Below are 21372 nucleotides of genomic sequence, written 5' to 3'. Positions count from 1 at the left end.
ACCAGTCGCCTGGGGAGGTGAGCGGTCGTGGATCAGAGTCATGAAGGGTCGGAGCCGGAGCCGGAGTCGAGGCCAGAGCCGGGGTCGGGGGCGGCCGCCGGGGCCCTGGCGGGTGTGGTTGGGGTGCTGCGGGGCACGGTGTTGCCTGACTCGCTGCGGTGGGTTGAAGAGGCCAGTGATGCTGAGGTGGTGGCGGTGCTGGGCCAGCTGGCTCAGCTTTCGGTGGTGATGGATGCTTTGCGGGTGCGTGCCGCGGCTGCTGTGGTGGCTAGGTCTGAGGGGTTGAACGGTGGTGCGGGCAGGGCAGGGCCGGACTCGTTGGCGCACCGGGTGGGTGCGCGCGGCTCTAAGGCGTTGTTGATGCAGCTCTTTGGGGTCCCTGCCCCAACGGCTCAGGGGTGGATCTGTGTGGCCGGAGCCATCACCCCGCGCAATGGTTTCTCCGCCGGGGTGTTGGCGCCGTTGCGGCCCGGGATTGCTCGGGGGCTGGAAGCCGGGGAGGTGTCCGCTGAGCAGGCTTTGACCATCCACCGGGAACTGCCGCAGGAGGTGCCCGAGACTTCTGAGAATCCCGACGTGGTCGCGGGGATGTTGGGGTTTGCCGAGGCTGCCCTGGTGGCTCAGGCCAGTGGTGGTCGGGTACTCCCGGGGGAGGGCGAACCAGGCTTTGGGTGTGAGGCCGATGTGGAGTTCGCCGTGGATGCTTGGGGTGGTCGACGGCTGGAGAGCGCGGCCCTGTCCCAGGTTGCTAGGGCGTGGGCTAATGCGATTGATCCGGATGGGGTGGAGCCGGATTACGAGAAGCAGGTGAAGGCTCGTTCGTTCAAGCTCAGCATGGCCCGCGGTGGCGGGTGGAGGATGACGGGGTTCGCCCCCGAGCTGGAAGGTGCCGCGATCCGCGCCGTGCTGGATGCCTACACCTCGCCCCGGCGAAAAGACCCCGCACCTGACCTCACAACTGACCCCGATTCAAGCTCTGACCCAGTGTCGAGCGATGCGGGGGACGTGGAGGCGGGGGAGGACTCTCGCACTATGGATCAGAGGGCCTTCGACGCCCTGGCCTCCCTGTTCGCGTCCCATGCCAGCTCGGGGAACGCTCCCACCAATCACGGCGCCGCGCCGACGTTGCTGGTGACTGCGACCCTGCCGGCCCTTCACGCCTTCCTCAACAGCGCTCCAGCCCAGCAGCCCGTCGCGAGTCCCCGCCGGGTCCTGACAGCTGCGCCAGTGGCGACCACCGACCGCGGTGCCGGCCAACGGGCTGGGACTGATGGCCCGACCGTCGGCGTGGATGTGTTCGCGGATCTGCGTTCGGCGGGCCAAGGGTGGGGCAGGTCGCCAGAACCACCGCCGGAACCGCGCCATCCCTTTGCAGGAATGCGCGCCCCCTTCGGGGCGGCGCCACCAGAATCACCGCCACCACCAGCACCAGCAGCCGTGACTCTCCAACCACCACCACCACTCGCACCTCGTCGTGCCCAGGGCCCGATGGCCGGGAATGATCCTCAAGCGCTGGTGGATGAACGGTTTGCGAGGGTGGCGCGGTCGGACGCTGCTGTGCCGGTGTCTCAGGTGATGAGCATGCTCTGTAGCGCCGATGTGCAGTTCATGCTCACCGACGAAGCAGGGCTACCACTGAAACTAGGCCGGGCCAGGCGTCACTTCAGTGTTCACCAGCGCAGGGCGTTGATGGTCCGTGACCGGCACTGCAAGGCACCAGGGTGCGGTGCGCCTCCTGGGTGGTGCGAGGCCCACCACGTGATCCCGTGGAATGAGGGCGGACCCACCGACGTGGACCACGCCGTGCTGCTGTGCAACTTCCACCACCACGAGGTGCACCTGGGGCGCCTCGTCGTGGAATCCACCACCGAGCCAGCCGCAGTACGACCGGCCAACACGGGCGCGCCCGCCGCGGGCGCGGCTCCCGGAGGGGCGGCCAGGCGCCCGTGGACCGTCGTCAGCTCCTGGACCACTCGGCAACGCCAACGCGAACGCCAACTACAACGCGAAACCCGCCGATGACGATGCGCAGATTAGCCGCGGTACGTGAACTTCAGCTTGTTGTCCTTCACCACCAGGTCACCCTTGAAACCAAAGCTGGAGACTGTGCCGCGCACGGCGGTGTCCTCGCCGTCGATCTTCGCGGTTCCGGCGACCTTGGCGGTTCCGCCGGTGCCGTCCACCGTAGTCTCGCCGGTGCCGTCGTCAGAGAAACTCAGCTTGGGCGGGATGGTCAGTTCCCACGACGCCGCGGTGACCGCAGCGCCCTGGTACGTAGTGGGAGCGGAGAACGGGCACTTGGCCGGCGCCATGTCAGTGGACGCCACGCACTTATCCAGCCACGCGTTCACGACCTTGGTGGCGTCCTTCTTGAAGGCCTTGTTGTGCTTGCCCTTAAAGGAAAGACTGCCGACCCGGCGCTTGTCTCCCGTGCTCTCAGAGGACAGCGCCGCGACATCCGCAGCCACGGTCTTGGCCTTGGGGTACTCGGTGTACTTGTCGTCCTTGCGCTCCAGGCTGTACTCGCCCGGCAGCACAAAGAGCCGCTGGGTCGTGTAATCATCCGGCGCGCCGGGCAACTTTACGTCCTCCCCGTTCACCTTGAGGGTGCTGCCACCGGCATCCGACAGCTCAATGGACGGCAGCGACGCAAGACTGATCTTCCACGGATCGCTGGGGGCCTCGCGGGTCAGGTTCAGCGTGAGCGGGACCGACTTTCCGGCCTGCGTCGCGGTGGCCGTCACCATGGCAGTTTTGGCCTGCGCGCTGGGAACAGCCAGCGAATCCGGGTCTATCTCCAACGCCGTCGGGCGGTCCTTGGCGGCCTTGTAGATGCTTTGCTCCAGCAGCGGGTGGCCCGTGCCGCCGGTCGCGGTGACAGACGTGAAATCCAGGAGCGCCAGCGCCGTTTTTGCGTCGCCCGCCTTGAGGGCGGTGCCCAGCTTGGTCACGGCGTCCGCTGGGGTGCCGCCGGTGCCGGCCTCAGCGCCCGACGACGCGGGGTCTTCTGCCGCGCGCGGCGCCGCCTTGGGCTGCAGCCACTGGAAGAAGACGAACAGACCGATCGCGAGGGCGACCACCACGGCGCCGGCGATGATCGCGATCCGCTTCCGGGTGGCGTGAGTCGAGGCCTGATCCTCCTCGGTCACCGCAAAGGCCGTGCCGGGCGTGCGCGCCGGGACGGGGCTCAGCGCCGACGCGGCGGCCGGGGACGTGGACGTGGACACCAGCTGCGTGGCCGGCTCCGGATCCACCGGGGTGTCCGTCGCGGTGAGCGGCTCCGGGTCGGAAGGTGCCGCGTCTGAACGCGAGGACATCAGCGCGCCCCACGGCAACGCCGTCGGCTCCTGGATGCTGGTCGCGTCGTCGGCCTCTGCCGGCTCTTCCGCCGCGCTCGAGGGCGGCGGGACGGGCGGCGCTACAGGAGGCAGCTCGGGGCCCTCGGCCGCGTCGGGGCGGTGGGGCGTGCTGTCGTCGTCGTTCTGCGGACCGGGCACGGTCCACCCCCTTGGTAGTGGCGCGTCGTGGGACTCCGTCAGGTTACCAAGGCGGGCTGAGTGGGCCGCCCCCGATAGACTGCACGTATGACCCACGCCGAAGATCGCGCTCGTCTCCTTCAACTCGTCAAAGACCTCGCCGTGGTGCGCGGCCGGGTGACGCTGTCCTCCGGCAAGGAGGCCGACTACTACGTCGATCTTCGCCGCATCACCTTGCACCACGAGGCCTCCGCGTTGGTGGGCCGCGTCATGCTCAAGATGCTGGACGACGCCGGGATCGACTTTGAGACCGCCGGTGGCCTGACGATGGGCGCCGATCCGGTCGGCACCGCCATCATGCACGCCGCTCGCGAGGCGGGCCGCTCCGTGGATGCCTACGTGGTGCGCAAGGCCCAGAAGTCCTACGGCATGGGCCGTCAGGTGGAGGGCCCCGGAGTGGATGGCCGCGCCACCCTGGTCGTGGAGGACACCTCAACCACCGGCGGCTCCGCGCTGACCGCAGTGGAGGCCGTGCGCAACGCCGGCGGCCAGATCCGCGCCGTCGCCGTCATCGTTGACCGTTCTACCGGAGCCAAGGAGCGCATCGAGGAAGAGGCCGGCGTCCCGTACCTGGCCGTCTTTGGCAAGGACGAGCTGGGCCTGGACTGACGTTCGGAGCCGGCTAGTTTTCCGTGGTCGAGTAGCCGTATTCCTCGATGTATTCCTCCGTGTATGACTCGGTAGAGGAATCCACGGAGTAGCTCGTCGTGACCTCGACGCTGGACTCGTCCGGCTCCGGATTTGAGCCCGCGATGACCAGTGCGATGCTCACGATGAAGAGCACGATGAACCCGAAGAAGACCACCACACACCAGCCCGCGCCGCGCACGCGCGGCGTGGCGTTGCCCGTGCCCTGCGGGTAGGTGCCGGACGGGATGGGACGCATCGGCGGCGAGTATTGATGCGGCACATTCTGAGGCGCAGGGCGCGGCTGGGCAGGGTGTGGCTGGGCCGGGTGTGGTTGGGCAGGGCGCGGCTGTGACGTGTTCGACGGCGGTGGGCCGGGTTGAATCTGCGCCGCCCTGCGCGCGGCCTCGGCCAGGCGGCGCTGCTCGGCCTGGAGGGCGGTCACGGCCTGATCGGGGGAGCGGTTGGCGCCCGGCGCCGCGGCGGATCCATGGCGGCGCCCCGTGGCTCCCGGATCCTCGCGGAAGGTGGGGGGAAAATCCTTGGCGGGGTCCGCGGGCAGGCCCAGGCGGCGCCGTTCGGCGAGCCACTCTTCCTGATTCACGCTGACTCCTCTACCGCGCCGGGGCGCTCACTGGTGATGACCGTGGGCGCCAACCGCGGATCGCGGAGGAGTGCCTTGCCCCGAATTCTAGTGCCGGCGAGGCCGGGGCGCGTCGTCCGCGCGGATGAGCCGGGTCGGGGGGCAGGGAAGATTTCTGGCGGACTCTGCGTTATAGTTGACGTATCAGTTACTTGGGCGTCAGGGACGCTCTCAGCACAGCCCCGAGAGGGGCAAGGAAGAAGGAGCACCGACATGGAGTTCGGCATCTTCACCGTAGGCGACCTGACCCCCAACCCGACCGGCGGCCCCTCGCAGAATGAGCGCGAGCGCCTGCAGTCCATCCGCAAGTACGCCCTCAAGGCGGAAGAGGTGGGCCTGGACGTGTTTGCGCAGGGCGAGCACCACAACCCGCCGTTTGTGGTCTCTAGCCCCACCACCAACCTGGCGTGGATTGCCGCCAAGACCGAGCGCATCAAGCTGACGACCGCCACCACGCTGATCACCACCAATGACCCGGTGCTGATCGCGGAGGACTTCGCCATGCTGCAGCACGTCTCCGACGGCCGCGTGGACCTCATGATGGGCCGCGGCAACACGGGGCCGGTGTACCCCTGGTTCGGCAAGGACATCCGCCAGGGCATCCCGCTGGCGATCGAGAACTACCACCTGCTGCGCAAGATCTGGCGGGAGGACGTGGTGGATTGGGAGGGTCAGTTCCGCTCGCCGCTGCACGGCTTCACGCTGGCCCCGCGCCCCCTGGATAACACCGCACCGTTTGTGTGGCACGGCTCCATCCGCTCGCCAGAGATCGCCGAGCAGGCCGCCTTCTACGGCGACGGCTTCTTCCACAACAACATCTTCTGGAACATTGAGCACACCGCGCAGATGGTCAAGCTCTACCGCGAGCGCTACGAGATGTACGGCCACGGCGCCGCTGAGAACGCGATTGTTGGCCTGGGCGGGCAGGTCTTCATGGGAGAGACGGAGAAGAAGGCCAAGGATGCCTTCCGCCCCTACTTCGACAACGCCCCGGTGTACGGTCACGGCCCGTCCATGGAGGACTTCACGCAGATGACGCCGCTGACCGTCGGCACACCGGAACAGGTCATTGAGCGCTACCTCGGCATGGCCGATGCGGTGGGTGACTACCAGCGCCAGCTGTTCCTGCTGGATCACGCTGGCCTGCCAGAGGACGTGGTGATGGAGCAGATAGAGATCCTGGGCCGCGAGGTGGTGCCCGTGCTGCGCAAGGAGTTTGAGGCCCGCCGCCCCGCCGGTGTGCGCTCCAACGTCCCCTCCCACGCGGAGCTTGCGGCCCTCCCCGCGGATGCGGATTACCGCCAGGTGATCTCCTCTCCGGTGGCCCGCGAGGCGCAGGCCAAGGAGGCGGCCCAGGGCTCAACCCAGGCCGGGACCGCCGCGGTGGGTGGCTCCAAGTGAGCGTCCGGGTGGCGGTGGTCTCCGCGGGGCTCTCCCAGCCCTCCACCTCGCGCATGCTCGCGGAGCAGATCGCCAACGCGGTCTCCGCTCAGGTCAGCGCGCGTGGGGAGGCAGCTGAGGTGGAGTTCATTGAACTGCGCGAGCTGGCGCAGGAGCTGGCCACGACCATGGTGACCGGCGGCCTGCCCACCCCGGCGGTGGCCGCCGCTCGGGATGTCCTGGCCAACGCGGACGCGCTGGTGGCGGTGAGCCCCACGTTCACCGCCAGCTACTCCGGGCTGTTCAAGATGTTCTTTGACGTCCTTGACCCGGACACGCTGCGCAATGTCCCCACCATCGTGGGCGCCACCGCAGGCACCGCCCGCCACTCCTTGGTGCTGGACTTCGCCATGCGTCCGCTGTTCACCTACCTGCACGCCCTGGTGGTCCCCACCGGCGTCTTTGCCGCCACCGAGGACTTCGGTGGGGGCGCGGACGGGGCAGGGCTCGCGGGCCGGGTGCGCCAGGCGGCCAGCGAACTGGTGACCCAGGTGATGCAGGCGGGCAGCGCTGTGGGCGGCTTTGTGCAGTCCGATGCGGACCTCACGCGCCGCGTCTCAGGCAATCAGCTCGGCGCCACGCCGGACTTCGCCTCTCTGCTCAAGGGGCACGCCGGCAGCCTCTGAGCCCATCACTCGGTGGGCAGGGTGGACTCCCGCTCCAGGTGGGTGGGCGCGAACATGCGCAGCAGGGTTTGCACCACGATCAGGCGCGGGCCCTGTGTCTGGAAGCTCTGGCGCAGCGCCGCCTCCACGTCTCCGGGTTCCACCTGCTTGGCCTGGACACCAAAGGACTGGGCCAGCGCCACAAAATCGGGGCGGGCCAATTCGGTGGCGGTGGCCTTGCCAAAGGCGTCCTGCATGTACTCGCGCAAGATCCCGTAGCCGCCGTCATCCACCACCAGCCATGTGACGTTGAGCTGGTGCTGCACAGCTGTCGCCAGCTCCGCGATGGAGTACATCGAGGAGCCGTCTCCGGCCACGGCAAGCACGCGGGCGGACGCCCCGGCGTCGGGGTCCTCCGCGAGCCCGGCGGCGGCGCCCAGCGCGGCAGGGAAGCCGTAGCCCAGGCCGCCCGCGCCCTGCGCGGAGTGGAACTGCCCGGACCGTGCGTCCCAGCAGCTCCAGCCCCAATATGCGGCAATGGTCATGTCCCAGAAGGTCTGGGCGCCATCCGGCGTGCCGGCGCGCACAGCGTCCATGAACGCGCGCTCGTGCTCCAGCCCCTGCGAGTCAAGGCGCTGAGCCACGGTCTTGAGGGTCCCGGCGGTGAGTTCCTGGGCGGTAAAACCGTCCCAGTTGGGCTCGACGCCGCGGGGAGACTTCTCCAGGCGCTGCGCCAGTCCCGCGAGGGCCAGCTTGGCATCGGCATGGATGCCGAGGGCCAGGTGATTTGCCTCCAGCACACGCGTCTCCGCGTCCACGTGGATGACGCTGCCGCGCGGGCTGAGCGTGAAGTAGTTGGAGGTGACCTCGCCCAGCGAGGTGCCGACGGCCAAGAGCACGTCCGCCTCCTCCAACAGCTCGCTGACGGCCACGTCCTCCACCCATGACTGCAGGGAGAGCGGGTGCTCCCAGGGGAAGGCGCCCTTGCCGCCTGGCGCACAGACCACGGGGGCCCCGGCCAGCTCAGCGAGCGCCAGCAGCTCCGCCTCCGCGCCTGCGCGGCGCACGCCGCCTCCGGCGATCACCGCGGGACGCTTGGCCTGGCGCAGAAGCCTCGCGGCGGCGTCGAGCAACTCACCGCGCGGCTCGGGAGTGCGGGGGCGCACCGGGAAGCCGGCCGCGACCGGCGGGACGTGCTCCGCGGAGCCCAACAGGATGTCCTGGGGGACCTCGATCCAGGCCGGGCCCATGGGCGCGGAGGTGGCGTCCTCCCAGGCGGCCGCGACCGCGGAGGGAATGGCGGACGCGTGCTGGACCAGGCGGCGGGACACCGTCACGTTGGCCACGGAGGACTTCTGATCATCCAGCTGGTGCAGCATGCCGCGGTGGCGTTCGCCCAGTCCGGCGCGGGGGATCTGCGAGGAGATGACCACCATGGGGACGCCCGTCGCGAGCGCCTCCTGCAGCCCGGCGAGCGAGGTCAGCGCGCCCGGGCCGGTGGAGAGCAACAGCACGCCGGGGCGGCCGGTGGCGCGCGCGTAGCCGTCCGCGGCGAAGGCCGCGTTGTTCTCCACGCGGGAGGACACAAAGTGCAGATCGCTGCGGCTCAGTGCGTCAAAGAGGCCAAGCGCGTGCTGGCCCGGGATGCCAAAGACCGTGGTGACGCCCAAAGCTGTGAGCGTCTCTACGACCAGATCGCCGCCGTTGCGCGTGGCCATGTTAGTTGGCCTCCGCGGCGGTCTCGGTGCCGCTCGCGGCGCCGTCAGCGCGGCGGGCCACCTGGTCCGCCAGCAGCGAGACCAGGTCGTAGGCCACGTGGCTGGCGGCCACGGCGGTGATCTCCGCGTGGTCGTAGGCCGGGGAAACCTCCACCACGTCAGCGCCCACCAGGTTCAGCCCGCGCAGGCCGCGCAGGATCTCCAGCAGCTCGCGGCTGGTCATGCCGCCGGCCTCCGGGGTGCCGGTGCCGGGGGCGTGCGCCGGGTCAAGCACGTCGATGTCGATGGAGACGTACAGCGGGCGGTCGCCCACGCGCTCGCGCAGACCGGCCACCACCTTGTCCACGCCCATGCGGAACACGTCCGCGGAGGTGTAGATGCCAAAGCCAAAGCGGGCGTCGTCCTCCAGGTCCTTCTTGCCGTACAGCGGGCCGCGCGTGCCCACGTGGCTCACGGCGTCTGTGTCGATGACACCCTCCTCCGCGGCGCGGCGGAACGGGGTGCCGTGCGTGTAGGCGGCGCCAAAGTAGGTGTCCCAGGTGTCAAGGTGGGCATCAAAGTGCAGCAGTGCCACGGGCTTGCCTGCGCGCTGGGCGGCGGCGCGGAGCAGCGGAAGGGCGATGGTGTGGTCGCCGCCGATCGTGACCAGCGAGGCGCCGTCCTCGGTGAGCTCCAGCGCCTCAGCCTGGATGGTCTCGATGGCTTCCTCGATGTTGAACGGGTTCACGGCCATGTCACCGGCGTCCGCGACCTGGGCCACCTCAAAGGGGGAGAGGTCAAGGGCCGGGTGGTAGGGGCGCAGCAGGCGCGAGGCCTCGCGGACGGCGGTGGAGCCAAAGCGGGCGCCGGGGCGGTAGGAGACGCCTGCATCAAAGGGAATGCCCACCACCTTCACGTCGGCGCGTTCCACCTGGTCAAGACGCGGCAGCAGCGCAAACGTGGCCGCACCGGAGTACCGCGGGATGCGGGACGAATCCACGGGGCCGATGTTGCCGTTTTTCTGGACGCGAATCTCTTCCATGACGTCTTCTCCTGATGCGACTCACCGGCGGGGCCGGACCCGGCGCGGGACCGGATGTGATTCAGGATACAGCCATTGTTTACTCATGGGAATCTTTTGGTGTGTGGGAGTGTGTCTAGCGCGATGCTGCGGGCACGAGCACCCAATAGACCAGTGCCGGCTCATTGGTGGGGTTGACCCACGTGTGCGGCTCCCGGCCGGGGAAGGTGAGCGTATCTCCCGGGCCAAGGTCAAAGGTCTCCGGACCAATAAACACACGCAGATGCCCGTTGCTCACGTGCATCACGTCTAGGTCGCAGTCCACCGTGTACTGCTCCGACTCTCCGCTGCCGCGCGGGTCTATCACCGCGTGGATCACCTGGACCCGCGTCTCCGAGCGGGGGGTGATGAGCCGTTCGGTGAGCCCCTCGCCGCCCAAGGAGATGCGGGGGGCGTCCTCCAAGCGGGTCAGTTGTGTGTTGGGGGAGAGGAAAAGGTCACCCACCGGCAGGGAGAGCACCTGGCAGAGCGTGACGAGGGAGGCCACGGAGGGAGAGGTGAGGTCCCGCTCCACGCGGGAGAGGAAGCCCTTGGTGAGTCCGGTGGCGTCCGCGACCTGCTCAATGGTCATGCGCTGGGACTGCCGAGCGGTGCGGATGCGAGACCCGATCGCCAGGGGCTGATTGGAGGGCTCAACTGGAAGTGCCTTCATGACCGAGGGGGTCCTTTCTCTCTCGGAGGATTGTGCCACCACCTGACGCCCCGCCGGGCATGGGCCTTGACTGTGGGCGCGGTCACAGTCTACCTTTGAGAACATCTCAAGTTGCCAACCATGCAACTCTTGTTTCGTCATCAACTACCTGTCGAGGACCTCATGGACCAGAACACAGCAACACTGATCAACGCATCAATCGTTGCCCTCTACCTGTTGGCCATGTTGGCCTTCGGTTGGTGGGGCAAGAGCAAGACCAAATCCAGCTCCGACTTCCTGGTGGCGGGCCGGCGCCTTGGCCCGTTCCTCTACACAGGAACCATGGCTGCAGTGGTGCTCGGCGGAGCATCCACCGTGGGTGGCGTGGGGCTTGGCTACAAGTTCGGCGTCTCCGGGGCCTGGCTCGTCATCGCCATCGGCGTGGGAGTGCTCCTGCTGAGCCTCTGCTTCGCCGGGGTGATCCAGCGCCTGCGCATCTTCACCGTCTCGCAGATGCTGACCCTGCGCTACGGCAAGAAGTCCACGCAGGCCTCATCCGTGGTGATGCTCGCGTACACGCTGATGCTGTGCGCCACGTCCACCGGCGCCTACGCCACCATCTTTGTGGTGCTCTTCAACTGGGAGCGCTGGGCGGCCATTCTGGTCGGCGGACTGGTTGTCATCGTGTACTCCACGATCGGCGGCATGTGGTCCATCACCCTGGCGGACCAGGTGCAGTTCATCATCAAGACCATCGGCGTGTTTGCGCTCATGCTGCCCTTCACGCTCGGTGCGGCCGGCGGCTGGGGTCAGATCCAGGAGCGTCTGGACGCCGAGTTCTTCCAGTGGGGCGGCATCGGCGTTGACACGATCATCACGTACTTCGTGGTTTACACCCTTGGCCTGCTGATCGGCCAGGACATCTGGCAGCGCGTGTTCACCGCCCGCACCCCGCAGGTGGCCAAGTGGGGCGGCACCACCGCCGGCATCTACTGCATCCTCTACGGAATTGCCGGTGCCCTGATTGGCCTTGGCGCCCGCGTTGCGCTGCCGAACATCAACATTGAAGAGGGCGGCAAGGACGCCGTCTACGCAGAGGTCGCGGCTCACCTGCTCCCCGTTGGCCTGGGTGGCCTGGTCTTGGCGGCCGCCGTCGCGGCCATGATGTCCACCGCCTCCGGCGCACTGATCGCCGCGGCGACGGTGGCCCGCACCGACGTGGTGCCGATGGTGGCCCGCCTGTTTGGGCGCACCGTGATCTCCGACGGAACCGGCACCGACGAGGGCAAGGATCCGGGCGAGGACGTGAAGGGCAACCGTTACTGGGTGCTTGGGCTCGGCCTGTTCGTGGTGGTCCTCGCCATCGCGGTGGAGGACGTGGTCGCAGCGCTGACCATCTCCTACGACATCCTGGTGGGCGGCCTTCTGGTCGCGATCCTCGGCGGCCTGCTGTGGCGCCGCGGCACCGGAGAAGGGGCCACCTGGTCCATGGCGGTCGGCACTCTGGCCACCTTGGCCACCATGGGAGTCATGGCCGTGATCAAGGAAGACTTCGTCGCCGGCGTGCTCTCCAACGAGCCCATCTACGTGGGCCTGATCGCCTCCGCGCTGGTCTACGTGGTGGTCTCCCTCGTGGGCAAGCCGACCGACGCCACGGTGCTGGCCGAGTGGGACGAGCGCCGTTCCGGTCGCAGCACCAAGGAAGGCGTAGACGCCTAAGGGCAGGCTCCTAGCCCTGCACCTCGCGTAGCCGCCCGCGCAATGCGGCGGCTACGCCGGGGTGCAGGTGCGTGGAGTTTAAGAAGCCGCCCACGCCGCCGTAATGCTGCTCCACCCCATCGAGGAAGACCTCCATGGCCTCCGCAGGGGCGGACATGATGATGGGCGCATTCTCCTCCGCTAGGTGTGCCAGCGTCTCAGAAGGCACCACCTCGCGGTAGGCCTGCAGCATGGCGGCCTTGACCTGGCCCATGTTGGCGGCGGTCGCCGTGTAGTCCGCCACAATCCGCTCGCGTTCGTGCCCGGCCAGCAGGCCAACCAACGCGGCAAGCACTCCCGTCCGGTCCTTGCCGGCCGCGCAGTGCAGCAACAACGGCGTGCCAGAGGCCAGAGGGCTGAGCGCCCGCACCACGGTCTCCCGCTTCAGGTCCAGCCAGTCCAGGTACAACTCGCCCAGGTCCTGGGGCGTCTGCAACGCCAACGCGGCGTCGTCCGCGGAGGCGACCATCGCGACGTCGAGCAACTCAACACCCGCGCTCTCCAGCCCAAGCCAGGGCACCAACACGCGCTCGCGCGGTCCGCGAAGATCCGCCACCGCGCCCAACGCCAGGGCGTTCACCACGGTGTGGACATCCTCCGCGTCCAGGCCATACGGCGCCGCCGAGCGGTACACGAGCCCCGGGACCACCTCGCGGGAATTGAGCAGTTCAGTCATAGCCAGCCCTTCTTCTTGAAGACCACGTACAGCGTGGTTCCGGCGCCGAGCATGGTCGCCAGCGCGGCCGGATAGCCCCACCCGGCCTCCAACTCTGGCATGTACTTGAAGTTCATACCCCACACGCCGGCCAGGACGGTCGGCGCCGCCAGGATCGCGGCCCAGGAGGAGACCTTCTTGGACTGCACGCTCTGTTCCAGGCCCACCTGCGCCGCGCGCTCGGAGGCCAGGGTCAGGGCCAGCGAGAGCGCGTTGACCAGGGTCGCGTGCATGCCATCTAGGCGCGCCTCCACCCGCGTGGAATGATCCTGGACGTCCCGCAAAAGGGCATCTATCAGCACGCGTCCGCGCTGGTCCGCTGAGTCCTTGGCGGCATCCTGGTCATGTCCGGAGCCCGGGGTGCCTGCGCTCTTCGGCTCGCGGGCCGCGGCCGGCATGGCGTAGCTATACCCCACGCCCGCCTCACCCAGCAGCACGCCGGGGTCATCCCCGGCGATGTTCTTGCGGGCGGCGATCAGCGCGTCATCCAGGGGCTGCACGGCCCGCTGAAAGTGGCCCACCTGCCGCGAAAGCTTGTAGATGCGCGTGGCCACCTCACCCTGGGACTGGGCAAAGAGCTCCTCATCGATCTGCTCAATGTCAGTGGCCAGCTCATCCACCACCGGCTCGTAGTCATCCACGATCTGATCCAGGACGGAATACGCCCCGCCGCGGGGGCCAAGCCCCGCCAGCGCCGGGCTATGGACCACGCGCTGGCGGGCCTGATCCGGGGCAGGCGTCCCCGCGTCCCGGTGCGTGATCAGGAAGTCCCGCCCCGCGTACAGGTGCAACTCGCCCACCGACACGCTCTCTGCGTCCTCGTCGTAGCAGGCCGGGTGCATCACCAAGAAGGTGTCCTCGCCGTAGTGGTCCACCTTGGTGCGCTGCTTGGACTCCATCATGTCCTCCACCGCCAGGTGGTTCAGGGTGAAATCCTGAGCCAGGAGATGCCACTGATCCTTGCTTGTCCCCGCAAGCTCAACCCAGATCCATCCGCCCCGATCCCGAGCCGAACGGATGGCCTCGCGGTCGCGGGACTCGAGTTCCGTGACGGTGCCGTCCACAAAGACGCTCACGCGTTCCGCCAGGTCCTGCTGGCCCATGCGTGTTTCGTGTTCGCCCTGCTGTTGGCCCTGTTGGCCCTGCTGGCCCTGTTGATGCGGTGCTGTGCTCACGCCGTCAGTCTGCCACCGCACGGCGGGTCACCGCGCGGTGACTAGGCTGGAGAGGTGACCTCCCACGATCCCTCCGCGACCCCGCCCGCCCAGCCTCACGCCGTCGGGCAGGGAGAAGCTCAAGACGCAAACACAGCGCCCGACGACGCGGCCCCCTCCCAGCCAGAGGTTGGGTTGGGACCGTGGGAGGGCGAATGGCCCGCGGGGGAGCACTTTGATCCGGAATTGTTGGAGAACGGCGACCGGCGCAATGTGCTGGACGAGTTCCGGTATTGGCGACACGAGGCGATTGTGGCGCAGCTGGATACCCGCAGGCACCCCCTGCACGTGGCCATTGAGAATTGGCAGCACGACCTCAACATCGGCACGGTGGTGCGCACGGCCAACGCTTTTAATGCGGCGCAGGTGCACATCGTGGGGCGGCGGCGGTGGAATCGGCGCGGGGCCATGGTCACGGACAAATACCTGCACGTGCGTCACCACCCCACCGTGGAGGACTTTGTTGCGTGGGCGCACGGCGAGGGACTCGTGGTGCTCGGCGTGGACATCTTCCCCGACTCCGTGCCGCTGGAGACCTATGAGCTGCCCGAGCGCTGCGTCATGGTCTTTGGGCAGGAGGGGCCGGGGTTGTCTGAGGAGATGCGCGCGGCGGCGAAGGCCACGCTCTCCATTGCCCAGTACGGCTCCACGCGCTCCATCAACGCCGCCTCCGCCGCGGCGGTCGCCATGCACGCCTGGATTCGGCGCTGGGAGTTTGGGCAGCGGGTCTAGAGGGGGTGCCCTCGGGGGGCCGGGGATTTTCACCGGGTTTCTGGCTTTTGCACCGAACGATGCTCGTGGGAAAAGTCCGAAACCCGGTGGAAAATCGGTTGGGGCCGACGGCGGCGACGCGGCCACTGCGGCGAATGCGGGAGGGGCCCCGACCGGCGCGATGCCGGTCGGGGCCCCTCCGTTAGTTCTCGGATCTACTTCTCAGATCCATTTCGCCGTGTGAGTGCCGGCGAAGGTGCCGGCCACGGCGATTAGTTCTGGCCGCCCCACGGGTTCTGACCCGGCTGACCGGGCTGACCGGGCTGACCGGGCTGACCTGGCTGGCCTGGCTGACCGGGCTGCTGCGGGGGAGTGCCCCACTGCGGCTGAGCGTTCTGCGCCGGATCGTTGGGGTTCTGGCCCGGCTGGCCCGGCTGCTGCGAGCCGGGCTGACCCTGCTGCGGAGCTCCCCAACCCTGCTGGCCTCCCTGCTGCTGGGCGCCATGCTGGCCTCCCTGCTGCTGACCACCCTGCTGGGGGGCCTGCGGCTGCGCGGGCTGCTGGGGTGCGCCCCAGCCCTGCTGGCCGGGCTGGTTGGACTGACCGTGCTGGCCACCTGGGCCCTGTTGCGGGTTGCCCCACTGCTGGCCACCCTGCTGAGGGGACTGCGGCTGTGCGGGCTGCTGCGGAGCACCCCACTGCTGACCGCCCTGCTGCTGACCACCCTGCTGGGGGCGCTGCGGGAGCACAGGCTGCTGAGGTGCTCCCCAACCCTGCTGGCCGGCATTCTGCCCGCCGCCTTGCTGAGGCGCGCCCCAACCCTGCTGACCGCCCTGGCCGCCCTGCTGGGGAGCACCCCAGCCCTGCTGACCGCTCTGGCCACCCTGACCGCCCTGGGCCCGGGGGGCCGGACGGTTGGTGATCAGGTGCTGGCGAGTCGCCGCGAGATCGGCACCGGTCTTGAGTCCCACCAAGCCAAGCAGGCCGGCGGGAAGCGCGCGAAGGATGGGATCCGCCGCGTAGCGCGAGAGGACCTCGATCACTGCACCGACGACACCGATGATGAGGAAGACCCAGCCACCGTGCATGGTGGTGGAGCCGTAGGTGTTGCTCTCTCCGCCGTTGAACCCGGGCGTGGTGAGGGAGTAGGAGGTGATGGAAGCGATCATGAGGACCAGCCCGCCCACCAAGTACATGCCGGGAAGCAGCGCCCAGGACTGCCACGACTGGCGCGGCTCCGTGACGCCCACCCGCAGGCGCCAGCGCAGGCTGGTCCAGACCAGGAAGATCAGCATGAGGACCATGGCCATGATCCAGATCCACACCTGATCGCCGATCAGATCCTTGGAGAACACGCTCAAGGCGCGCGTCTCGGATGCGGACCCGCTGGTCGTCGTTCCGCCCACGGCACCAAAGTGCATGAAGATGAAGCTGTTGCCGATATTCCAGGGGAAGTCACCGTGGGTGCCCGGGATGGCCTGCAGGAAGGACCACCAGGTCTGCTGGGACTTGGCGGCGAAGCCGTAGTAAAGGAACATGACGACGGCCATGAGGCCACCGGCGAGCACCACGTGCTCCACGAACTGGCTGCCGGCCTGGCGGAAGCGAGAGGGCAGCAGCGAGTCGCCGCGCGGGGAGAGCGCCAGGTAGCTGACGAATCCGACCGTCACCAAGCCCGCCACCACGCCGCCAAAGCTGACTGCGTGGTACGTGCCCTCATCCGAGCGGTGCTGGATGAGCAGGCCAAGCAGGATGGTCAGGACGCTAAAGACCAAGCCCGACGCCGCTGCGAGCAGCAGCCGTGGGAGCGCCTTGGGGGCCGCGGGGTTGCGTCCAATACGGCGCCCCACCAGCCACACAGCCACCAGTGCAAAAGCCACGATGAACAGGGTGAAGCTGGAGATCTGAGAGGAAGACTCGTAGGTCTGGCCGCCGATCTCTCTTGAGTTCGTGATGGACTTGGTGCCACCGAAGGCGGCGGGGACCTTGGAGAAGAGGTCGGCGACGAACAGGCCGAAGCTGGTCTTAAATCCGGCCGCTAGCTGCAGCAGCGACACGAGCACGGCCGCGATGAGCGCGGCGATGTACGCCACTCCACCGAGGATGGCAGCGGTGATCCACTGGCGGGACGTAACTCCGAGGCCGGCACCGCCCTGGCGCTGACCCGCGTTCCACTGGCCCTGGTTCTGCTGGGGAGCACCCCAAGCGTTCTGCTGCTGGGGCTGACCCTGCGGCGCACCCCACTGCTGGCCTTGCTGGGGTTGCGTGGGCTGGCCCTGCTGAGGCTGGCCATAGGCGGGCTGACCCTGACCGGGCTGACCCTGACCCGGCTGCCCATAGGCGGGCTGGCCCTGCTGCGGCTGTTGGGGCTGACCCCACCCGCCCGGCTGCTGCGGCGCGCCCCAGCCACCCTGGCCTGGCGCGCCTCCCTGACCCTGCGCCCCGTTCTGGGCCGGTGAGCCCTGTGGCCCATTGTTGGGCTGGCCTCCGCCCCATCCGGAGTTCGGCGTTGGCTCGCTCATGGTGGTGTCCTTCCCAAGAATGTTCGCGACTTCTCCGAGTATTCCCCGGATTCTTTGCGGTGCTGTAAAGAAAAATACTCAGTCTGGTGGACCAACCGCAATCCGTGGGCCCATTGTGCCGCACCCAAACGTCAGAAAGACGCCCGCAGAACGGCGCCGCAAGGGCGCCAAAAAACGGCGCCCAGCGTCACGCTGGGTCCAAAGCACACGCCGTCGGGCATATGCATCGCTACGATGGGTGGTGGACGTCACCGACCCCACCGATGCAGTCGGGATGTAGCCACCCTCAACTGAGCCAAGGAGTGACCGTGCCCGTCGCAACCCCGGACAAGTACAACGAGATGCTGGACGCCGCTAAGAGCGGAAAGTTTGCCTTCCCGGCCATCAACGTGACCAGCTCGCAGACCGTCAACGCGGCCCTTGCCGGGCTGGCAGAGGCCGGATCTGACGGGATTTTGCAGGTGTCCACCGGTGGCGCCGCCTACTTCTCGGGATCCTCCGTGAAGGACATGGTGCGCGGTTCGCTCGCGTTCGTGGCCTACATCCGTGAGGCCGCCAAGTCTTACGACATCAACGTGGCCCTGCACACCGATCACTGCCCCAAGGACAAGCTGGAGGGCTTTGTGTTGCCGCTGTTGGAGGCCTCCGCACAGGAGGTCGCCGCCGGCCGCGACCCCTTCTTCAACTCCCACATGTGGGACGGTTCGGCGGAGACGCTGGAAGAGAACCTGCGCATTGCCGTGGATTTGCTGGCGCGCACCCACGCCAACAAGCAGATTCTTGAGGTGGAGATTGGCACCGTGGGTGGCGAGGAGGATGGCGTGGAGAACGCCATCAACGAGAAGCTCTACACCACCACGCAGGACGCGCTGGAGACCATCAAGGCGCTCGGCAACGGGGAGAACGGCCGCTACATCACGGCCCTGACCTTCGGCAATGTGCACGGCGTGTACAAGCCGGGCAACGTGAAGCTGCGCCCGGAGATTCTGCGGGACATTCAGGCGGAGGTCGGCGAGGCTGTCGGTCAGGCGGAGCCCTTTGACCTGGTCTTCCACGGAGGGTCCGGTTCTTCCGATCAGGAGATCGCGGATGCCGTTTCCTATGGCGTCATCAAGATGAACGTGGACACGGACACCCAGTACGCGTTTACGCGTCCCGTGGCCGGTCACATGATGAGCAACTACAGCGGCGTGCTGAAGGTTGACGGCGAGGTCGGCAACAAGAAGACGTACGACCCGCGCGTGTGGGGCGCCGCCGCTGAGGCCGGCATGTCCGCCCGCGTGGTGGAGGCCGTCAAGCAGCTTGGCTCCGCCGGCAAGAGCGTGAAGTAAGCATGGAGCTGGGACAGAATTTGTTGGGTATCCCGGAGACGCGGCTGCCCGTGGATCCCGAGCTTGAGGCGCGTTACGCGGCGGGGGATGAGCCGGAGGATTTGGCACGCCGCTTCCCCTCGGCGCAGCTTCCGTGGGCGTTGATGGCCGACGACGCGTGGAAGGACGGGCGGGAAGTGGAGTCTTACGCTTTTGCGCGCGTTGGCTACCACCGCGGGCTGGACGCCCTGCGCAAGGCCGGTTGGCGCGGGCAGGGTCCCGTGCCGTGGGCGCACGAGCCCAACCGTGGCTTCTTGCGCTCGCTGTACGCACTACGCCGAGCCGCCGCTGCGATGGGAGAGAGCGAGGAAGTGGACCGTATCGGGACCTTCCTCAACGACTCAGACCCGGCGGCCGTGGCCGGGATTGAGGGCGGCGCATAGCCGCCAGTTGTTTTGGCAGGGCCCCGTTTTGCCGTATCCACCGGTGGGACGGGGCCCTTCCCGTGGGGGCCATCTCCATTCGTCTGGGCCGCGCACTAGACTGGTTCGCGCCCCGCTTCCCACACCGAAAGGCCTTCCGTGGCCAAGCTGTACTTCCGTTTTGGAGCCATGAACTCCGGCAAATCCACTGGGCTGTTGCAGGCGGCGTTCAACTACGAGGAGCGCGGCCAGCGCGTGGTCCTGGCCAAGCCCGGCGTGGATACCAAAGGCGAGTCTGCGATTATCTCCCGGCTCGGTGTGACACGAGCCGTTGACTTGGTGATCCCGGCCGGTGGGGACGTGCGCGCGCTCTTTGCTGCCATAGCGCGCGGCGACGACCCCGCGGCGCTGGTGCCACACGTAGAGGTGGACCCGGTGGCGTGCCTGCTCGTGGACGAGGCCCAGTTTCTGGAGCCGGAACAGGTGGATGATCTGTTGCGGCTTGCCGTGTTGGACGATGTCCCGGTGCTGGCGTACGGCATCCGCACGGACTTCAAGACGCATGCCTTCCCGGGTGCCCAGCGTTTGCTTGAGGTGGCCCACTCCTTGGAGGAGCTCAAGACCATCTGCCGCTGCGGGCGAAAAGCCATCTTTAATACCCGGCGCGTGAATGGGCAGATTGTGTTTGATGGGGACCAGGTGGCGATAGACGGGGACGAGGTCAGCTACGAGTCCCTGTGCGCCACGTGTTATCTGAGCGAGTCCGGGGGGCGGCTGGGCTAGGCGGTTTGGGTCTCTGGGCGGAGGGCGGTCCCCGCGCATGACGGTGAGAGCGATGAGTTCTTTTGGATGGCATTAATGCGGACTCACTGGGGGAATGATTGATGGGGGTCGGAGTGGAACTTGCGCGCAGCGGCGAGGCGCTGGGCGCGCGGTACCGGTTTATGGAGCGAGTGGGCTCCGGCGCTGTTGGCGAAGTGTGGACCGTCGGCACGGGAGATGGCCGCGTGCTGGCCGCCAAGTTGTTGCGCACGGAGCACACCAACGACCCGGCCCTGGTGGAGCGTTTGCCGGTTCGGCCTCCGGTTTGGCTGGACTAGCGGCGGGGTTAGTTGACGGAGACTCTCGCAATTTAGGGCACGAGGCTTGAGCAACTCGTCGGGCGCATTTGGTGGCGATCAGGTCAAGTCTGGGGTTAGTGAGGAGGAGTTCAATCCTGCGAAGTCGGCAACTGTCCAGACGCCTCGAACCCCAGCGGGTCCTGGAGTAACCATTTGAGCCGCTCTGATCTTGGGATGGCTTTCGTGGGCGCCTGCTGCTATCGGGCTAGGAACGGTTATCTGGATCGTCGTTGCGACTTGGCCGCTTTCTGGTGCAGAGCGGTTGGCGAGCTTGATCGTCACCGCGGTATCTCTCTCCATCGTGTCCATCGCCGCCGTCGTCGCCGGATTTGAGATCGTACTGTTCTCTTTTGGACCCTCGTTTCTTGTTTCGAAACTCGTAATTGCCGCGATGACTCGAATTGATGGTGCATGGAGGGCCGCGTACCCCGGGCTCTATTTTGGTGCGAGTTTGGGTTTGGCTCATGGGCCAGCTGCTGAGTCTATTTTAATGAAGGGACAATTGGCGGATCTGACGCCTGCTCAGCAATTTTCGCTGGCGCTATCCGGGGGCGGTGCCGTTACTTCTCTGCCAATAGCCAGCCAGAACAATACTGCTCTTGTCACCCACGCCGCCCACACCGCCCACACCGCCCGCGCCAGCCCATGCGGCCGGGGCCGTGGGTGTGAGGGTGGTGCCGCTGACTGTGACCGCTGTGCCCTGGGCGTTGGGGGGCGACTAAGGAAGCGCTCTGCCTACCGCCCTTCGTGGCCGTTAACAGTCCGGTAGCTACCCTCTAGACCAACGAGTCAGTGCCGCACGCACTCGCGCTTCGGCCTGACCCGCGGCGGGTGGCTCGCTTTGGCGTGCAACTGCGGCCCGCGCCGCCTCCTGATGATCGGACACCGCACCCAGCACCAGGTCCAGTGCCCCGCGGGCCCAAGCCTCGCGAGGGGCCACACCGGCACCCACCCCGGCTGCGGAAGCTAGCTCCTCAAACGCGCCCAGTGCACTAACAGCCTCGGGACGCCAGGCAAGGGCCACGCGCACCACGTCCGCTGCATCCGGTACCGGGAGCAAGGTGGAGGCCAGCCAGCAAGCCAGCTCCGCTGCGTCGTGGTGCACAGGAAGCCTGGCCATCAGCCCTTCGGTGACCGCCACCAGCAGATCTTGCTTGTCCGCGACGTGCCAATACAGTGCACCGGGGCCAACCCCCAACTCCCGCGCCAGGCGCCGCATGGTCAAGTCGGCCAGTCCATAGTCGCGCAGAATGCGCGTGGCGGTCGCCACCACGTCCGCGCGAGTTAAAGCCATGCGACCACCCTATCTAGACCGCCGCTGGACGCGGTGCCCGTGACC

At 67.6% G+C, this 21372-nt stretch carries 19 protein-coding genes; 10 read left to right on the top strand and 9 right to left on the bottom strand.

Annotated features, from left to right (window positions below):
* Positions 1–27: 27 nt before the first annotated feature.
* Entirely contained in the window at positions 28–2022 is a 1995-nt protein-coding gene (locus tag DWQ67_RS12190) for an HNH endonuclease signature motif containing protein (RefSeq protein WP_121485887.1), read from the top strand.
* A gap of 11 nt (positions 2023–2033) precedes the next feature.
* Here the strand turns inward: DWQ67_RS12190 and DWQ67_RS12185 are convergent, their stop codons facing one another.
* Positions 2034–3497, bottom strand: a complete 1464-nt coding sequence (locus DWQ67_RS12185) for a hypothetical protein (RefSeq protein WP_121485886.1) — start codon at positions 3495–3497, stop codon at positions 2034–2036.
* Positions 3498–3584: 87 nt separating this feature from the next.
* Here DWQ67_RS12185 and pyrE point away from each other — a divergent pair, with 87 nt between their 5' ends.
* Entirely contained in the window at positions 3585–4145 is a 561-nt protein-coding gene (pyrE, locus tag DWQ67_RS12180) for an orotate phosphoribosyltransferase (RefSeq protein WP_121485885.1), read from the top strand.
* Between the two features lie 13 nt (positions 4146–4158).
* On the opposite strand, the gene DWQ67_RS12175 is transcribed toward pyrE, so the two are convergent.
* Positions 4159–4767, bottom strand: coding sequence for a hypothetical protein (locus DWQ67_RS12175; RefSeq protein WP_121485884.1), 609 nt, complete (start codon positions 4765–4767; stop codon positions 4159–4161).
* A gap of 252 nt (positions 4768–5019) precedes the next feature.
* Here DWQ67_RS12175 and DWQ67_RS12170 point away from each other — a divergent pair, with 252 nt between their 5' ends.
* Both DWQ67_RS12170 and DWQ67_RS12165 read left to right on the top strand, forming a co-directional pair.
* Positions 5020–6207, top strand: coding sequence for a CE1758 family FMN-dependent luciferase-like monooxygenase (locus DWQ67_RS12170; protein WP_121485883.1), 1188 nt, complete (start codon positions 5020–5022; stop codon positions 6205–6207).
* Positions 6204–6872 carry a CE1759 family FMN reductase gene (locus DWQ67_RS12165; RefSeq protein ID WP_121485882.1) on the top strand — a complete coding sequence of 223 codons (669 nt, stop codon included), beginning with the start codon at positions 6204–6206 and terminating at the stop codon, positions 6870–6872. The genes DWQ67_RS12170 and DWQ67_RS12165 overlap by 4 nt, the downstream gene beginning before the upstream one ends.
* A gap of 5 nt (positions 6873–6877) precedes the next feature.
* Here DWQ67_RS12165 and DWQ67_RS12160 read toward each other — a convergent pair whose 3' ends face one another.
* The 3 genes from DWQ67_RS12160 to DWQ67_RS12150 form a co-directional block, all read right to left on the bottom strand.
* Positions 6878–8569, bottom strand: coding sequence for a thiamine pyrophosphate-binding protein (locus DWQ67_RS12160; RefSeq protein WP_121485881.1), 1692 nt, complete (start codon positions 8567–8569; stop codon positions 6878–6880).
* A gap of 1 nt (position 8570) precedes the next feature.
* Complete coding sequence (gene speB / locus DWQ67_RS12155; protein ID WP_121485880.1) at positions 8571–9590, bottom strand: agmatinase; 1020 nt, start codon at positions 9588–9590, stop codon at positions 8571–8573.
* A gap of 115 nt (positions 9591–9705) precedes the next feature.
* Positions 9706–10281, bottom strand: coding sequence for a helix-turn-helix domain-containing protein (locus tag DWQ67_RS12150; protein WP_121485879.1), 576 nt, complete (start codon positions 10279–10281; stop codon positions 9706–9708).
* 162 nt (positions 10282–10443) lie between these two features.
* On the opposite strand from DWQ67_RS12150, the gene DWQ67_RS12145 reads away from it, so the two are divergent.
* Entirely contained in the window at positions 10444–11979 is a 1536-nt protein-coding gene (locus DWQ67_RS12145) for a sodium:solute symporter (protein ID WP_121485878.1), read from the top strand.
* A gap of 10 nt (positions 11980–11989) precedes the next feature.
* On the opposite strand, the gene DWQ67_RS12140 is transcribed toward DWQ67_RS12145, so the two are convergent.
* Both DWQ67_RS12140 and DWQ67_RS12135 read right to left on the bottom strand, forming a co-directional pair.
* Entirely contained in the window at positions 11990–12694 is a 705-nt protein-coding gene (locus DWQ67_RS12140; RefSeq protein ID WP_121485877.1) for a tyrosine-protein phosphatase, read from the bottom strand.
* Positions 12691–13908, bottom strand: a complete 1218-nt coding sequence (locus tag DWQ67_RS12135) for a magnesium and cobalt transport protein CorA (RefSeq protein WP_147433694.1) — start codon at positions 13906–13908, stop codon at positions 12691–12693. The genes DWQ67_RS12140 and DWQ67_RS12135 overlap by 4 nt, the downstream gene beginning before the upstream one ends.
* A gap of 174 nt (positions 13909–14082) precedes the next feature.
* Between DWQ67_RS12135 and DWQ67_RS12130 the strand changes: the two genes are divergently transcribed.
* On the top strand, positions 14083–14679 hold the full coding sequence (locus DWQ67_RS12130) for a TrmH family RNA methyltransferase (RefSeq protein ID WP_233556091.1): 597 nt from the start codon (positions 14083–14085) through the stop codon (positions 14677–14679).
* A gap of 251 nt (positions 14680–14930) precedes the next feature.
* On the opposite strand, the gene DWQ67_RS13915 is transcribed toward DWQ67_RS12130, so the two are convergent.
* The gene (locus DWQ67_RS13915; RefSeq protein ID WP_199712712.1) at positions 14931–17180 is read right to left on the bottom strand and encodes a hypothetical protein; all 2250 of its coding nucleotides are present in this window, start codon (positions 17178–17180) and stop codon (positions 14931–14933) included.
* Positions 17181–17488: 308 nt separating this feature from the next.
* Between DWQ67_RS13915 and fbaA the strand changes: the two genes are divergently transcribed.
* The 4 genes from fbaA (at position 17489) to DWQ67_RS12100 (ending at position 20012) form a co-directional block, all read left to right on the top strand.
* On the top strand, positions 17489–18511 hold the full coding sequence (gene fbaA, locus DWQ67_RS12115) for a class II fructose-bisphosphate aldolase (RefSeq protein ID WP_121485874.1): 1023 nt from the start codon (positions 17489–17491) through the stop codon (positions 18509–18511).
* 2 nt (positions 18512–18513) lie between these two features.
* Entirely contained in the window at positions 18514–18933 is a 420-nt protein-coding gene (locus tag DWQ67_RS12110) for a DUF3151 domain-containing protein (protein WP_121485873.1), read from the top strand.
* A gap of 138 nt (positions 18934–19071) precedes the next feature.
* The gene (locus DWQ67_RS12105; RefSeq protein ID WP_121485872.1) at positions 19072–19695 is read left to right on the top strand and encodes a thymidine kinase; all 624 of its coding nucleotides are present in this window, start codon (positions 19072–19074) and stop codon (positions 19693–19695) included.
* 113 nt (positions 19696–19808) lie between these two features.
* Positions 19809–20012 (top strand): hypothetical protein, encoded by a 204-nt coding sequence (locus DWQ67_RS12100; protein ID WP_147433693.1) that lies wholly within the window; start codon positions 19809–19811, stop codon positions 20010–20012.
* A 790-nt stretch (positions 20013–20802) separates the two neighbouring features.
* Here the strand turns inward: DWQ67_RS12100 and DWQ67_RS14285 are convergent.
* Positions 20803–21327, bottom strand: a complete 525-nt coding sequence (locus DWQ67_RS14285; protein ID WP_121485870.1) for a TetR family transcriptional regulator — start codon at positions 21325–21327, stop codon at positions 20803–20805.
* Positions 21328–21372 lie beyond the last annotated feature (45 nt).

It is taken from the genome of Galactobacter caseinivorans (assembly GCF_003640665.1).
Lineage (GTDB): Bacteria > Actinomycetota > Actinomycetes > Actinomycetales > Micrococcaceae > Galactobacter > Galactobacter caseinivorans.
This window is presented reverse-complemented; position numbering and strand designations above follow the sequence as displayed.

Coding starts and splice junctions, on each gene's coding strand:
- DWQ67_RS12150 (WP_121485879.1), bottom strand. CDS start 10,281: ATGAAGGCACTTCCAGTTGAGCCCTCCAATCAGCCCCTGGCGATCGGG.
- DWQ67_RS12160 (WP_121485881.1), bottom strand. CDS start 8,569: ATGGCCACGCGCAACGGCGGCGATCTGGTCGTAGAGACGCTCACAGCT.
- DWQ67_RS13915 (WP_199712712.1), bottom strand. CDS start 17,180: ATGAGCGAGCCAACGCCGAACTCCGGATGGGGCGGAGGCCAGCCCAAC.
- DWQ67_RS12170 (WP_121485883.1), top strand. CDS start 5,020: ATGGAGTTCGGCATCTTCACCGTAGGCGACCTGACCCCCAACCCGACC.
- speB (WP_121485880.1), bottom strand. CDS start 9,590: ATGGAAGAGATTCGCGTCCAGAAAAACGGCAACATCGGCCCCGTGGAT.
- DWQ67_RS14285 (WP_121485870.1), bottom strand. CDS start 21,327: ATGGCTTTAACTCGCGCGGACGTGGTGGCGACCGCCACGCGCATTCTG.
- DWQ67_RS12145 (WP_121485878.1), top strand. CDS start 10,444: ATGGACCAGAACACAGCAACACTGATCAACGCATCAATCGTTGCCCTC.
- pyrE (WP_121485885.1), top strand. CDS start 3,585: ATGACCCACGCCGAAGATCGCGCTCGTCTCCTTCAACTCGTCAAAGAC.
- DWQ67_RS12140 (WP_121485877.1), bottom strand. CDS start 12,694: ATGACTGAACTGCTCAATTCCCGCGAGGTGGTCCCGGGGCTCGTGTAC.
- DWQ67_RS12110 (WP_121485873.1), top strand. CDS start 18,514: ATGGAGCTGGGACAGAATTTGTTGGGTATCCCGGAGACGCGGCTGCCC.